The organism is Sphingobacterium sp. UDSM-2020 (assembly GCF_016132525.1).
GTDB lineage: Bacteria > Bacteroidota > Bacteroidia > Sphingobacteriales > Sphingobacteriaceae > Sphingobacterium > Sphingobacterium anhuiense.
This window is the reverse complement of sequence record NZ_CP066166.1, coordinates 5,194,854-5,209,792: the sequence shown is the minus strand read 5'-3', so window position 1 is coordinate 5,209,792 and position 14,939 is coordinate 5,194,854. Positions and strand designations below refer to the sequence as shown.

The 14,939-nt window shown below is 35.0% G+C and carries 13 protein-coding genes; 7 read left to right on the top strand and 6 right to left on the bottom strand.

The features are described from left to right. Positions 1–41: 41 nt before the first annotated feature. From JAZ75_RS21995 to JAZ75_RS21975, 5 genes are all read right to left on the bottom strand, one after another. Entirely contained in the window at positions 42–377 is a 336-nt protein-coding gene (locus JAZ75_RS21995; RefSeq protein WP_208698569.1) for a hypothetical protein, read from the bottom strand. Positions 378–475: 98 nt separating this feature from the next. Further along, positions 476–967, bottom strand: a complete 492-nt coding sequence (locus JAZ75_RS21990) for a GNAT family N-acetyltransferase (RefSeq protein ID WP_208698567.1) — start codon at positions 965–967, stop codon at positions 476–478. 253 nt (positions 968–1,220) lie between these two features. After that, on the bottom strand, positions 1,221–2,903 hold the full coding sequence (locus JAZ75_RS21985; RefSeq protein WP_208698565.1) for a RagB/SusD family nutrient uptake outer membrane protein: 1,683 nt from the start codon (positions 2,901–2,903) through the stop codon (positions 1,221–1,223). Between the two features lie 10 nt (positions 2,904–2,913). Beyond that, positions 2,914–5,874, bottom strand: a complete 2,961-nt coding sequence (locus tag JAZ75_RS21980; RefSeq protein WP_208698563.1) for a SusC/RagA family TonB-linked outer membrane protein — start codon at positions 5,872–5,874, stop codon at positions 2,914–2,916. Between the two features lie 414 nt (positions 5,875–6,288). Beyond that, on the bottom strand, positions 6,289–6,687 hold the full coding sequence (locus JAZ75_RS21975) for a DUF2809 domain-containing protein (protein WP_208698561.1): 399 nt from the start codon (positions 6,685–6,687) through the stop codon (positions 6,289–6,291). Between the two features lie 207 nt (positions 6,688–6,894). Between JAZ75_RS21975 and JAZ75_RS21970 the strand changes: the two genes are divergently transcribed. From JAZ75_RS21970 to JAZ75_RS21960, 3 genes are all read left to right on the top strand, one after another. Further along, the gene (locus JAZ75_RS21970; RefSeq protein WP_132772994.1) at positions 6,895–7,467 is read left to right on the top strand and encodes a Crp/Fnr family transcriptional regulator; all 573 of its coding nucleotides are present in this window, start codon (positions 6,895–6,897) and stop codon (positions 7,465–7,467) included. A gap of 71 nt (positions 7,468–7,538) precedes the next feature. Then, complete coding sequence (locus tag JAZ75_RS21965) at positions 7,539–8,360, top strand: alpha/beta hydrolase (protein ID WP_208698559.1); 822 nt, start codon at positions 7,539–7,541, stop codon at positions 8,358–8,360. Further along, positions 8,347–9,228 (top strand): DMT family transporter, encoded by an 882-nt coding sequence (locus JAZ75_RS21960; RefSeq protein ID WP_208698557.1) that lies wholly within the window; start codon positions 8,347–8,349, stop codon positions 9,226–9,228. Before JAZ75_RS21965 ends, JAZ75_RS21960 begins: the two co-directional genes overlap by 14 nt. Before the next feature lie 69 nt (positions 9,229–9,297). Here the strand turns inward: JAZ75_RS21960 and JAZ75_RS21955 are convergent, their stop codons facing one another. Then, positions 9,298–9,774, bottom strand: a complete 477-nt coding sequence (locus JAZ75_RS21955; protein WP_021189107.1) for a hypothetical protein — start codon at positions 9,772–9,774, stop codon at positions 9,298–9,300. Positions 9,775–9,939: 165 nt separating this feature from the next. Between JAZ75_RS21955 and JAZ75_RS21950 the strand changes: the two genes are divergently transcribed. From JAZ75_RS21950 to JAZ75_RS21935, 4 genes are all read left to right on the top strand, one after another. Further along, complete coding sequence (locus JAZ75_RS21950; RefSeq protein WP_208698555.1) at positions 9,940–11,916, top strand: sensor histidine kinase; 1,977 nt, start codon at positions 9,940–9,942, stop codon at positions 11,914–11,916. Continuing rightward, positions 11,909–12,541, top strand: a complete 633-nt coding sequence (locus JAZ75_RS21945; RefSeq protein WP_132842343.1) for a response regulator — start codon at positions 11,909–11,911, stop codon at positions 12,539–12,541. Before JAZ75_RS21950 ends, JAZ75_RS21945 begins: the two co-directional genes overlap by 8 nt. A gap of 162 nt (positions 12,542–12,703) precedes the next feature. Next, a complete protein-coding gene (locus tag JAZ75_RS21940; RefSeq protein ID WP_208698553.1) occupies positions 12,704–13,660 on the top strand; it encodes a hypothetical protein in 957 nt (318 codons plus the stop codon). A 93-nt stretch (positions 13,661–13,753) separates the two neighbouring features. Continuing rightward, positions 13,754–14,770 (top strand): hypothetical protein, encoded by a 1,017-nt coding sequence (locus tag JAZ75_RS21935; protein WP_208698551.1) that lies wholly within the window; start codon positions 13,754–13,756, stop codon positions 14,768–14,770. Positions 14,771–14,939 lie beyond the last annotated feature (169 nt).

Here is a 14,939-nt window from a genome sequence, read left to right as displayed (position 1 = left end):
GTTCAACAGTTGTGAACAGCGAAACATGATATATTAATCTATTAACAAAAACGTGGAGGCTGGAATATTTCGGATAAGTAGTTAGAGCAGAGATGGGGCGTAAATCTGCGAATAGGAGTGATAGTATACTCCGATGTGAAAAGAATATTTTCAGAGGCAATTAAGTCAGGAATGACGGTAACGGCAAACATAATATCTGAAGATTGCATAAAAGGCAATTTCATATCTGTTTCCCAATCTGCATCTTTTTCATGTCCTCCATAATGACGAACTATGAAATCGACAAAACTACCTTTATAAGAAGCAAAGTGTTCGATAAGAATAGGCATTTTAATTACTTCCACAAGTTGCGTAGTAGCAAACATGTAGATGGTCATAAATATTATACCTATACTTTTTTTCATATGTGTTTCAAAAGTAAATAGAAAACTTTATTAATAAAAGCAGATTGTCATATAAATCAGTTTAATCTCGCTTATCTCTTTAGCATCAGCTTTTCGATTGTAGTACCATCTTCATTTCCTTTAAAATAGCTTTTAAAATTAAATTTTTCGAGTAGTTTTCTTGAAGCGATATTTTCTGGGTGAATGACAGCAATTACATCATTTTTTCTATTGATGGTTGACGCTTGGGATAACAAATATTCACAAATTTTAGTTCCTAGACCTTTTTTCCAATGCTCTTTTCGCAGTAAATAACCAATTTCAAAAATATGGATATTTCTTTTGTAGAAGACTAGTTTGCAATCACCAATGATTTGACCAGTAGCTGTATTCAATACTTGGTAATAACCAAGAGAATCATGCTGTTTGCCTAAATCTAAGATAAATGCAAACCTTCTCTTAGCATCTGTTTCAGATAGACCTTTTCCGGTGATGTATTGCATCAGGTCATCTTCTTTAACAAGATTAAGATAGTCTGAAAAGTCTTCTTCGGTATATTTTTTAAAAGTTAGCTGGGTGGTCATAAGATGTGAAAATATAAAGGTTTTTAAAATTAGTGCTATTAGCTGGAAGTTTTAACTCCATTATAAGATCTACCCCAGAACAATGATTTTTTACTTTCTTTAAGTTGCTCTATACAAGATTTAAGTTATGTTATTTAATAAAAAAATACTAAATTGATAATGCATTTTCATGTATTTTACTTATTAAAATTGCCCCAAAAAGTTAGAAACTTTTTGGGGCAAATCCGAAATCAATGACTTAAAGTTAATTAAATTAATATCCGGGGTTTTGTTCCAGCATGTTATTTCCTGCAATGGCTTGATTTGGAATAGGAAAACGATTCAGATGACTGCTATTAGAAGGCGAGTGATCCCACCAATTTTCTGTTGTGAAGGCTTTCCATCTGATGAGATCGGTTCTTCTTCGCCCTTCTCCTATAAATTCAATACTCCATTCATCTAAAAAACGATATTTATCTATATTAGCGGTGGTGACCGGATTTAAATCGATGTTTTCTGTAAAATTTCTTTTTCTAACATCATTGATTAGGGAAACAGCTTTAGTTTTATCTCCGACACGGAACTCACATTCGGCTAACATATAATAGATTTCGGCCAATCGGATTACAGGCATATCAGCACCCCATCTTAATGTATTATTGGCTAAATTTGGAATGGGAACTTTTACCAAACGAATTCCGGTGTTTTCCTCACCCTCCGACATTTTTGACGGGAGTTGCGCGACAGAGCTATATTTCTTTCCCTGACCTACTTCTGAGAATCGTGCCACCTGATCTACAAAATTTAAAGGCTGTTTATTATATTCTTCACCGCCAAGAATGGCTTTTCCATCTGGAGATAGATGTGGCCCCACGATGAACATACCTTCATAGTTTTCAGTGCCTAAATAACGATAAGGGCTCTTTCGAAAGTCCCCTGCGCTAAAAGTTTCAAATGGCGATCCTAGTTTAAAATCACTACTATAAAGTGTACCATCTGGTTTTCTAGAAGGAGTGAGGTGAGCACCATTATTCCCGCCCATATCTTGGCTAAAATACTCTCTTGTATTGTAATGGTAGAAATCTGCATAAAACCAATTGTACTCTAGCATTTTAAATTCAGAAGGCATAGACCATATAATTTCAGGAGAATTGTTGTTTTTAAACCCATGAACACCATTCCATGTTGGATCCAGTTGATAATCACCATATTCTTTATTGATTAGCGCTTGACTTAATTGTCTACTTTCCTCATACATCGGCTTACCAATATAGGCTTCTGCATTAAAATACAATTGAGCAAGCATTGCCGCAACAGCCGCTTTTCGAATTGCCCCTTCTTCTTTGTCACCAGGTTTTTTTGCAGGTAAATTATTAAGTGCTGCTTTCAATAATTTTTCAATATGTAAAAACAGCTCTTGGTCGGTATTTCGAGGAAGTGATTCTTGCTCTAGTGATTCAAAAATGGGCATTCCGCCAAAATAGTCCAGTCCTCTCAAATAGAAATATGAGATTAAAGCATCGAGCTGAGCCATATCAGCTTGTTGCTGGTCCGCACTTAAAGCAAATTTTGTATAATCCAATTTAGAAAGATCATTTTTGGTATCCAGAGCAAGGGCAACCCCCATCAGGGTTCCACGCCATGTTCCCCAAATCCAACCGTCGTCTGCAGTCCATTTGTGATAATGATAGCGTTCATTTTCTCCGCCATTATACCAATGCCTGCCCTTAGTTGTGATCGCAAAGTTGTCTGCAGTATATTCCTGTAATCTCCAGCGATCTTCTCCGATGTACCACTTAGCATGGGTAAAAGGTCTAAAAAGGGCCGCTTTGATATCTTTCTCACTTTTGTAAAATGTTTCAGGAGTTACAGAGCTATAAAATTCCTGATCTAATTTGGTACAAGCCTGAAAGAGTAGCCCTGCAGATAGTGTTAGTATCGATATGTATTTTTTCATAATCTTATTTTTAAAAATTTACTTGTAAACCCATCATAAAAGTTCGTGTTTTTGGATAGACATTTCTTTCTTCAAAACCAGGTTCAAGTCCATTGATGTTTACTTCGGGATCTAACCCGGTATAATTTGTGAATACAAATAGATCTCTAGCGGTAGCATAAATACGGAGTGATTTTATAGGTTTGATCAGATTTGCATTGAAAGAGTAACCGATATTAAGTGCGTCGACTTTTAAGAATGTTCCTTTTTCAAGCCAGTAATCACTCAATTCTTTTTCACCTTTGATATTTTTGTGTTTATCGTAGGCTTCTGCCAGGACATTCTGGCCTTTCACATTTGGTAAGCTATAGTACATATTGATCATGTTAAAGACATCATGGCCAATCCAGCTGCGCATATAGATACTTGCATCCCAGTTTTTATAAGTGAACTGGTTGTTCCATGATAATTGCAGCTTAGGGATGGCATTTCCAACGAAGGCTTTATCACCAACCGTTTTACTACGTTCCCGAACATCAAATGTATTTCCATCTTTATCGTATAATTGCCAATAACCATCATCTGTAAAGCCTGCAAATTTCCATAGATAAAACCGACCGATTTCTTCTCCGGGGAATAGTCTTACTGCAGATCCTGGAGAACCTGGTGCCGGAAAATCTTTTCGATCTGTAAATGTTTGGCTGCCCCAAAGTGTATTGAGCGTGCTTTTATTATGAGAAGCAATAATACCAGTGCTATAAGTAAAGTTCTCATTAGAGACTGCTTTGAAATTTAATTCAAATTCGTAACCTGTATTTTGCATGCTTCCAACATTCATCGTTGTTTTGTCATGAATTGCCGGTGGCTGGGAGACGCTGATATCATAAATAAGATCATCTATTTTACGTTTATAGAAGTCAATTCTTCCGTTCAGTTTATTTTCTAGAATTGAAAAATCTAAACCCAGATTATACTCTTTTTTTACTTCCCACTTGATGTCAGGGTTTTGATTGTGCATGACTCCATATGTCCTGAACCAATTTCCATCTTGTAAGAACCAGGTATCAGCACTGTACATGCGACTTGCTACTTTAGCATCAAAACCTTCATTTCCGGTTTCACCATATCCTGCCCGTAATTTTAAATCGTTGATTAAAGTAACATCTCTTAAAAATGGCTCTTGAGATACGCGCCATCCTGCAGACAGACCAGGAAAGAAACCCCATCTATTCTTTGGAGCAAACTTACTTGAGCCTTCATAACGTGCTGTCGCAGTAAGAATATACCGATCCAAATAAGAATAATTGACACGTCCAAAAAAAGCTGCTAATTTTACCCAAGGATTGCGCCATGAACCCATACCAGCTCTTCCTTCGACTAAATAACTTCCTGTTCCCATATCATTTTCTTTAATGCCATCTACAGGGAAATCTGAGTTATTGGCTGAAAATCCTTGCCCATTAAAATCTTGATAACTGTAACCTGCTACTGCGTTGACAGTATGGTTATCCCATCGATTGTTGTAATTAAATGTCCATTCAAATACTCTGTCATTATATTTATTATAATATTGTGAGGCGTTTCCATCTACACCATCCTGTCTTGATAATCGATGTTGGGCAGATCGATAATATGAACCATGCTCTGAATTGTTTTTTACTCCAATTGTTGCGCTAGTGGTTAAATGTTCTGTTAAATTAAGTTTTAATGTACTATTGGCTAAGAGATATTTAAATTGTTTTAAATCTGACCGAAGTTTGACTTCAGCAACAGGATTCCAATAATCATATCCACCCACAAGTACATTAAATCCGCTAACATCATTTACATCATAAGGAGTTTCTGTTGGATTGAGTACCATTGCCATATTGAAAATATCATTATTGCTTCCAAAAGCTTTTGCTTCATTGTAGCTAACATTGGTGTTTAATTCAGCAAACCCGTCAAAAAATTTAAAGGAAGAATTGATACGTCCACCGATTTCTTCCCTTTTAGAGGTAATGGCCATACCGGTAGCATCTCGTTTTGTAAAAGTAGTGTATACATTGGCGTTTTCAGATCCACCACTGATGTTGACCACTTGTCTATGGCTAAATGGATTGTTATTTGTCACTTCATCATACCAATCTGTTTTGTGTCCAAGGTCATTACCAAGGCCATATTCGATAAATTTATCAGCAGAAAGGACTTCTGGTTTTTTTCGGACTGTTTCGAGGAAATATTCTGACGTAAAATTAACTTGTGCTTTTCCGATTTGTGGTCTTTTTGTTGTAATTAGAATAACTCCTCCGGAAGCTCTGGTTCCATATATTGCAGCGGCTGAAGCGTCTCGAAGTACGTTAATTGATTCAATGTCTTCTTTAGCAACCGAGTTGATATCACCTCCCGGTACACCATCAATCACAACTAAAGGACCTTGTGATGCATTTACTGAATTAACGCCTCGAAGTTGTAAGGAAATTCCGGCATTGGGATCAGTCCCATTGGTCGAGATAATACTTAGTCCTGGAACTTTTCCCTGTATCGAAAGTAAGGGCGAGACTGCACCTGCGATCATGTCTTTTTGTTTGATAGTAGATACAGCACTTGTGAGCTCTTTTTTATCGATCGTTCCATAACCGACTACAACAGCTTCCTCTAAGCTTTGTGCTACCGATATCAGCTGAATCTTTAGGTTGCTTTCGCCATTGTACCGAACTTCTTGTGTTGTAAATCCAATCATCTTGATTGAGATCACGTCATTTTTTTTGACATTATTCAATTTGAAAGATCCATTCTGGTCCGAGGCGGTACTGTTAGAAGTACCTTTTACATGAACAGTGGCTCCTGCCAAAGGATTGCCTGATTCATCAGTGATACTACCGTTAAGTACTGCCTGTACTTCATTACTGTAGTTGGTCATGGGCGATGCATGAGATGTAATCGCGTAGAAATTGGTACTAAACAGTAATAATTTGGTAGCTACTTTAAAATTGTTAATTTTAAATTTCATAAGCTAAAAGGTTTGTAAGAGATATTTAGGGTTATTATTAGTGATTATAATATGTTGGATCGATCAGAAGTTGATGTAATGCGGCATCGCAATAATAATAGCTTATTAAGCACATAATAATTATCATACTTGGTTTGGTTATAGACATTAAATTGAGAAATTTTTAAACCTTAAACCTTATGTTGAGACATTTTGATATTATTCTGAGACAATTTGATGATTAATTTTCTTTTTATGAAAATTAATTAGTGATATTGGAAAGGAGTGGAGCGTTCATCATTAGCAGTTGAAGTATTGGAGAACAAGTAGCTAAAATCGAATGTTTACTGTTGAAGTTTTTTTTCAAAAACCGTTTTTTAACAGATGATATTAATAGTTGAGGTGTTAGGCAACTGTGATTGTGCAATTCTTTGATTAAATTTTCCTTGAGGTATCCATTTTGAAAAATCTATTTTTATCCAATAGATAGGCAATACCGGTACCCGCGATATAACCGAATAGATCTGACCAGAGAAAACCTTGCCCAAAAACAAGACGAAGAACTGGGTTGTTTCTGATATAAATAAAGAAGGGAGTTTGTATTAATTGCATGCATTCTATCGAAAAGCAGAAAACTAGAGTGAGTATAATTGAAAATGGGAGTGGACGCGTAAAAAATAGAAAACGAAAGATCCAATATACCATTATAGCGTATAACACGTCGCCTGTTATTGCAGGAACAAAATCAATTCTTCTAGAAACCAAACCAAGTATTATTGTGATAGCTACTAAACCAACGTAGGTTGTTCTTTTATTTTTACTGTTTTTTATCATGTATTAGCAACATTTCAAAATTTCATAAAACACTTTTAAAATATATTCTTTTAAAGCTGATGTTTTATAAATAGCGATCTAGCGAAAATAACTAAATATTTCGGGAAGCTGGTGGTAATTTATGCCAAGTGATTATTAATGCATACAGAATATAGTCTAATATTAATTTTTCATTACCTAATTTAGCGGATAGTAATTCAACTCGACATGGATGATTTTTTGAAACAGATAAATGCCTATTATTCACTATCTGAAGAAACAGCAGATGCTCTGAAGGCAATCTGCAAAATACACTCTTTTAAAAAGAATGATTTAATTTTAAGAGCGGGAGATATGGCACGTTATTATTATTATGTTCGTAAAGGATTGCTGGGTTACTATACTATTAATGAGAGTGGTAATACAATTTTCAAACTTTTCTTTGAAGAGAATAGCTTTGTGGCTTCCACAGCCGCAATTATTGAACATAAGCCAAGTTTATTCCACATCATAGCGCTTGAAGATTGTGAAGTAATTATGTATCCTGCTCAAGTTTTTCGTGAATTGCTGATCAAATATCACGATCTTGCATTGTTTCATATTCATTATTTAGAGAAAAATTGGGTTGTAAAAAAAGAGCCTTTGGAAATCGACCTGAAATGGGATACAGCAAAAATACGTTATATCAAGCTTTATGAAAATCAGAAATTGTTTAAAAGACTTAAGCAACATCATATTGCCTCCTATCTTGGCATTACGCCAACACAACTCAGTCGAATACGAAAAGAATTAAATTTTTAATCCTTCAACATATGTAAACGTTTTTCATCTTTTGAAACTTGACTTTTGTCTTGAATTAAAACAATAAGAAGATGAAAAAAATTGCAATGATGTGCTTTATTTTTACATTAATACTTCCTGTTTTTGGACAACACATAGTCCATGAACATGTTTATAGTGCGAAAATGAACAAGAAAATTCCAGTGGTCATTATCACACCTCATATAATAGCGGGGAAAAGCTATAAATCTGTTTATATTTTGCACGGTTATAGTGGCAATTCCGAAAGAACTCATCAGCAAGATATTCCAGATCTTTTCGCAAAGTCGGAACTTTACCAAACTATTTATGTTTTACCTGATGCTAATTTTAACAGCTGGTATGTCGATAGTCCCATCGACATAGGATCACAATATCAAACTTTTATAGGAGATGAATTAGTAAACTATGTAGATGCACATTATCCAGTCTTTGCTCATAGAGAAAGTAGAGGGATTCTCGGTTGGAGTATGGGAGGGTATGGCGCTATAAATATTGGTGTTACTTATTCAAAATCATTCTCATTAGTAGGCAGTTCATGTGGAGCATTGGATTTTACTCGATTTGGAGAAGCTTATCATGGATACCAAGTTGATCAAGCATTAGGTCAATACGAACAGTTAGATCCAGCATTTCTGACATCCAGTAAGGTCGCAAAAATGCAAACTGCAGATCAGTTTTACATTTTGGACTGCGGTATTCAAGACGAGCAGATGATCGGAATGAATCGTGACTTTCATAATCAGCTGATAAAGGCTAATGTAGATCATATTTACCAGGAATCAAATGGTCGTCACGATACCGCTTACTGGAGCAGATCGCTTTCCAATCAATTGGCTTTATTTAATAACTACTTTTACTATGAAAAACTTTAAAGCAGTTATTTATGTACTTGCAGGCGCCATTAGCTACGGATTATTGGCGACTATCGTTAAATATGCGAATGGTTTAGGTATAGGGACAAGTGCCCTAACATTTTGGCAATTTTTTATTGGATTTATATTTCTATTATTCCTCGACCTGATCTGGAAAAAAAGAAGAGGGGAGAAGAAGGTTATTGTATCGTTCAGATCAAAGTCAAGATTGGTATTTTGGGGAACATCACTTGGACTCACAACCACATTATACTATCTTTCGATCCAGTATATTCCTGTATCCGTAGGAATTATTCTTCTCATGCAGTCTATCTGGATTAGTCTCATTGTGGAGATTGTCGTCCACAAAAAACGACCCACTACAGCTAAAATAATCGGTGTAATCATTGTTTTAATTGGTACAGTGCTTGCGACAAATATTTTTGAAACTGAACTTAATATCAGCGTAAAAGGTCTTCTATTGGGATTAGGAGCCGGAGCCTCATACACTTTGTCACTCTTTGCTTCAAGTTCCGTAGCTTTAGATGTACCCAGTCATTTACGAAGTAAGTATCTTGTCCTTGGTGGATTAATCTTAGTTGTTTTATTCTGGAATATTCATATTGTCGAACAAATGAGTGCGGTCAGTTTATATTGGGGAATTATGATTGCGATTTTTGGAACTATTCTGCCACCACTTCTTTTCACCAAAGGTATTCCGCAAGTTGGAATTTCACTTGGTAATATCTTTGCCAGCTTGGAGATTCCTGTATCGATATTATCGGCAGTAATCATATTAAATGAGTCAGTTCATACAATACAGTGGGGTGGAATTATATTCATTCTGTTTGCTATTGTATTAATCAATAAACAAGAAAAGCCTCGATAGAGGCTTTTCTTGTTATATCACGAGATTTTAAATAAAATCTATTATAAATAATATAAATAGGTAAGAATCTTAGAACGAATATTGTTTCGTTAAGTTTGCACCATCTCCCGTTAGTGTAGGATTTTCAGTAACTTTAACTTTACCATCTACTTCTATTTTATAGTCCACAGATAAAGGTGCGCCATAATTGATTATTTGTACACCGCCTGAAAATGCGCGAATCGGTTCTGTCGTTTCAATAACGTATGTTTTAGTAGCACCAGTGAAATCAGTATCGCCTAATCCAATAGCCGATTCACCTGTTTTCACGACACCATTAACTTTCCAGACATCTGTTTTTCCGCCTGGATTTCCTCCTGCCACAGCAATCGAAACAAAATCCTGGTCAGCATTTACATTGTTAAGGGTTACTGTGATTTTATAGTGACTTCCCTTTTGTTCTGGTATTGTATTATCATCATCTTTACTACAGCCTATCGTCAACATGCTAAATGTCAGCGCTGACAAAATCCCTAAAAGTGCTATTTTTACATTTACTTTTTTCATAATTACTAATTTTATTTATTTTGTGATAGCAAATTTCCATAGATTGGGTTATTTGAACAATAACCTTAAACCATGATTTAATTTCTAATGGTTTACCATGATTTTTTTTGCAAATAAAAGATCAACTCTTTTTATGCAGATATTTGTCATTTAATTACTAAACCCATGTTAAAGCGATACTTTTTATCAATCATATTTTCGATTTTTATTTTTGCATATTATGCGAAAGCACAACAGCTTATCCCGTTGGATGAAGAGGCTTATGTAAGGCAAATTAATGATCAGATCAATCGTGGTAATAGCGATAGTACACGCCTCTACAATTATTTACTGCTTTCAGAATATTGGGCGCCAACAGACGCTTTAAAAAGCAAGCAGGCATTGGATGCAGTATTACACGCTAAGAATAAAAATATTTTAAGCTCCGGACTTTTAAATTATTACCAGGCAGTGTATGAAACAAGTCAAGGTGATAAAACTAAGGCTAAACAATTGTACAATGATGCGATATCTATACTTGAAAAAGAATCAAAGAATAAAGGTACCTTGATCAAATCTTGGTATAACTACGCATACATGCAAATGGAGGACAAAGGTTATGATTTTTTGGTCAAGACTTTGACTGAGAAATGTATACCCTTGAGTGAAAAAAGTGGAAATACAGAACTTTTAGCTTATTGCTATACCCAATTAGGCTTAACTTTTATGTCTGTTGGACAGCTTAATACTGCTGAAGAATATCAAAAAAAGGCATTGGAGCAACTCCTTAGTATACCTGAACAAAATACAGCTCATCTTATTACTTATCTCAATCTTGTTAGTAATTACTGTTATAAACCTGACAGCAAAACTGCAAAAATCTATCTGGACAAGGCAACAGCACTTATTAAAAAATATCCCAATACACAGCATGCGGCTAATTATTATTATCAGGTAGCCATGTATCATACAACAAAACTGGAATTTACTCCAGCTTTGGAAAATCTAAGTAAGGGTATTGCATTGGCAAAAATAAAAAAGCAAGGAAAGATGTTGCAGATGTTAAAATTTAGGATGTATAATGTTTATCTGATGCAAAAAGATTATACGAAAGCTAAAGCCTTAATGGAGGGGATTTTAGATGAGGATATCTTGACAAAAGAAGGTATCAATCGTAAGATAATAATAACCCAATTGGCTACGGTTAATGAATTAATGGGCGACTATAAACAAGCTTATCAATGGTTAAAAAAGTCAAGCGCATTAAGCGATAGCCTGCAACAAAAAAAATTACTGGAGAAAATGAACGCGTTGGAAATCTCACATCAAACTTCAGTAAAGCAACAAACCATAAATCGTTTAGAACAGGAAAAAAAGGAAAATGAACTCTTAGCTAGAAATAAGAATCTGCGTACTATATTATTGGGCATTGCGCTTGGTTTGAGTTTGGTTATTGCATTCTTAGCCTATCTCAATTATTCGAAACAGAGGAAATTGAATGAACAAATCAGCTTGAGTCATCAGCAACAGTTGTTACGTATTGAGAACAAAAGGAAATATGATGCAACACACGCTCTTTTACAAGGAGAAGAGCAGGAACGTCAGCGTATTGCCCAGGATCTACATGATAGTATGGGAGGAATGCTGGCCAACATCAGAATGTCCATTTCAAAGGATTGGATAGGAAATATTAATGAAACAAATGATATCGTCCAAAAGCTAGATAGGTCTATTTCGGAAATGCGTCGTATTTCTAGAAATTTGATGCCTGAGACCTTAAAAAATCTAGGTCTTGAAACTGCATTATCAGAGCTTTGTGAATCCATGAGTTATAAAAAATTACGCATTCAATTCGAAGCTTTTGATTTATCGGAAAATATTCCTTTTGAAACTCAGCTTGCTCTTTATCGCATTACCCAAGAAAGTATAAGCAATGTCATCAAGTATGCACAGGCAAATAATGTAATTGTTCAGATCAGTCAGAATGACAATCTTTTGAATCTTACCATTGAAGACGATGGCGTTGGATTTGATAAAAATCAAATTACAAAAGGATTAGGATTAAAGAACATTGAAAACCGTGTACAATTGATTAATGGAACGGTAGATATTACTTCTGCAAAAGGGGAAGGGACTACAATAAATGTCGAATGTTATGTCTAGTAAAAATACGTTAAATCTGGCAATAGTTGATGATCACCCGATGATTGTGGAGGGACTAAGATCTTTACTTCAAAATGAACATAAATTTCAAGTGTTTTCATTTACAAAAGGTGCCGCTATATTGGATTTTATTCAGGAAAATACAGTCGATATTGTATTATTGGATATTATTTTAAGTGATGGTAATGGATTGGATTTTTGTAAAAATATTAAACAAAAATCACCACATTCCATTGTACTTGGTATAAGCAATCAGGCTGAGCGCAGTATTATTTTCCGGTTTTTAGAAAATGGTGGTAATGGTTATATCTTAAAAAATGCTGATTCAGAAGAAATCGTTGCGTGCATCGAAAAAGCATTGGGCGGTGAGATTGCTTTAAGTAAAGAAGTACAGCAGATTATGTTAAGGCCTTCCCTCAATACTTTCGAAATACCACGACTGACAAAGAGAGAACAGCAGATTCTAAAATCTGTAGCTGACGGACTAACATCAGCAGAAATAGCTGAGAAGTTATTCATTTCCATCATTACGGTAGAAACTCACCGCAGAAATCTCCTAAAAAAATTTCAGGCAAAAAATATGATCGAATTAGTAAGGGTTGCAACAGAGAATAAATTGATCTAATCTATATTATTTCAACAATTTCTTATCCTTAACTCATTTCATCTAACCAAACGACAACTATATTTAGCCTGTAAAAAGTACTATTAATATATGCTTGATCTTTATATTTTTTTTAACTTTGACAATACAACTAATCAATTTTAGTAAACATAAATTCCATTGATGATGAGTCGCATATATCCTAGTCGCCTTTTAGCTATATTTTCAATTATATTTCTATTTTTTTCTTGTAAAAAATCGGATGTCAAACAGGAGCTCTTAAGTAATGGTCTATCCATTATCGCGACTGATGGCCACGTTGCAATTAGTGGCTATCGATCCTTTGTTGGTGAAGTTAGTACAGTCTATTGGTTAGATGGTCTAAAGATAGATGCGACTACATTTATTAAAAATATTCCGAATGGAACTTTTTATCGTAAAGCTATTGATGATAAATCAAGAATAAATTTTGAATATAAAAATAAGTCAGGAGCAAAGGAATCCTATCAGATGGACCAAGGTAGCTTCCTGTTAGATACCGTTATGTATTATTATAAGAACAATGTGAAGGTAAAAATGAATAGTGATAGTGTGGGGGTCCTACGTACTATGACTATGTATAATGATAAACCATTGTTTGCAGGTATGTATGGAAAGGTTTCTGGAAATTTCGGAGGAAGCTCATTAGCTATAAGTAAACCTTTTTATTGGAATGGTGTATCTGCGCCAGAAGAATTACCGTTGCCGAGCAAAGGAATATTTAAAGAAGTAACAACAATTTTTCAAGGTAGTGCAAATACAGTTTATATAGGTGGTAATTGTGGTTTTCCGGTCTATTGGAAAAATAAAGAACTTGTTGTATTGGATGAACGTTATGGTGAAGTTCTGCAGATTACACAATCGAACAATGATATCTATGCTGTTGGATTAATTAATAAACATCAATCAAACAGTACTGGTCATACTGCTTGTTATTGGAAAAACGGTGTTCTTCACGAATTAGAAGATAATGCTCAAGCTTCAGGAATTTTTATTAACGGTGAAGATGTTTATGTAACAGGTTCAACTGGAGACGTTCCTGTAAATTATAAGCCATGTTATTGGAAAAATGGTGTTCGTGTTAATCTGCCTACATCATAATTTTAACCTTACTTTTTTTTCTTTTAAGATTTGCTGTGATTAAATTTGAATATTTAAAAATAAGTGTAATTTAGGTCTTAAAATTATAACCCAATGCGATATTCAATACATTCTATTTTATTGCTTCTTTCTCTTTCAAGTACATGTCTATTGGCGCAGACTAAAGAAGAGCTTAAGAAAAAATATGAAAACAGCGATCTTCATAAGGAAACGGAGAAAAAGATGAGAAATTCTAGAGTCTATCCCGATAGTGTGATTCTAGCACCTCTTCATTTTACAAACTCTTTCGTTACTTTAGATAGCGCTGTTAGTGACTTTCAATCTTTCAGTATCGATGTAGAAATATTGAATGACATTCCTGATGATTATGCGTTTTATATTTCACCTTTCAACATCAGCTTAAATGGTATGCCTATATATGGGGGCATCCAAACCCATTCTGATGGTTTTAGTGTGAAAGATAATTCCTATCAGCAGATCGGCAGAGGTGGGATTTTTTCGCGTTGGTATGAACGAAGTAAGGAAGCTACTCGCTCCAAAGGATATTACAATAGTAGTGATGGCGAAGGTGATTTCATCAGTGTTCGAAATAAACTTAATTGGAATAAGGGAAAATATCGCCTAAAACTTTCAAAAGCAGATTATGTTTCTGGAAAAGCAATTCCAGAACACTATAATCCTAAAGATCTATATTTCGCCTGGGGCGATATGGAACATACGTGGGTGACCTACACGGTTGAAAATTTGGAAACTAAGAAAATTGATACCATAGGTTCCATGGCTTTTCCTGGCAAGAAGTTAGTGATGGGCAAAAGTATCATATACTTTACAGAGCAGTATCATAAAGCGTTTGATTTTGCCAGTAAGGATCGTAAACTAGGAGAGGGGTATCTCCGATATAAGGATATCCCAGTCATTGATATGACTTTAAGTAATTTGAGGATAAATGATAAAGAGTTTATTCCAAAGGAAATAAAAACTCATCATAACAGAACACATCATCCGGATCAGGATCAGATTGCAATGCCAATGCCGGTTCTGTCGACAGATAGCTATAATCCAACAACTGGAGTATTGACTTATCGGATCGGTAAGTTGGTGAAGTGGTAAATAATCAGTAAATAGTAATGTCTATAAGGCCACTGAATATTCTGGTGGGAGTGTAAAATAAACTGTGTCAATGGTTCAATTACCACCCCGCTGGGTGGTAATTGAACCATTTTGCTTATTGCAAATCTAACACCATTCTTCCGGGAAACCAAATAGCTAATTTTTGTGC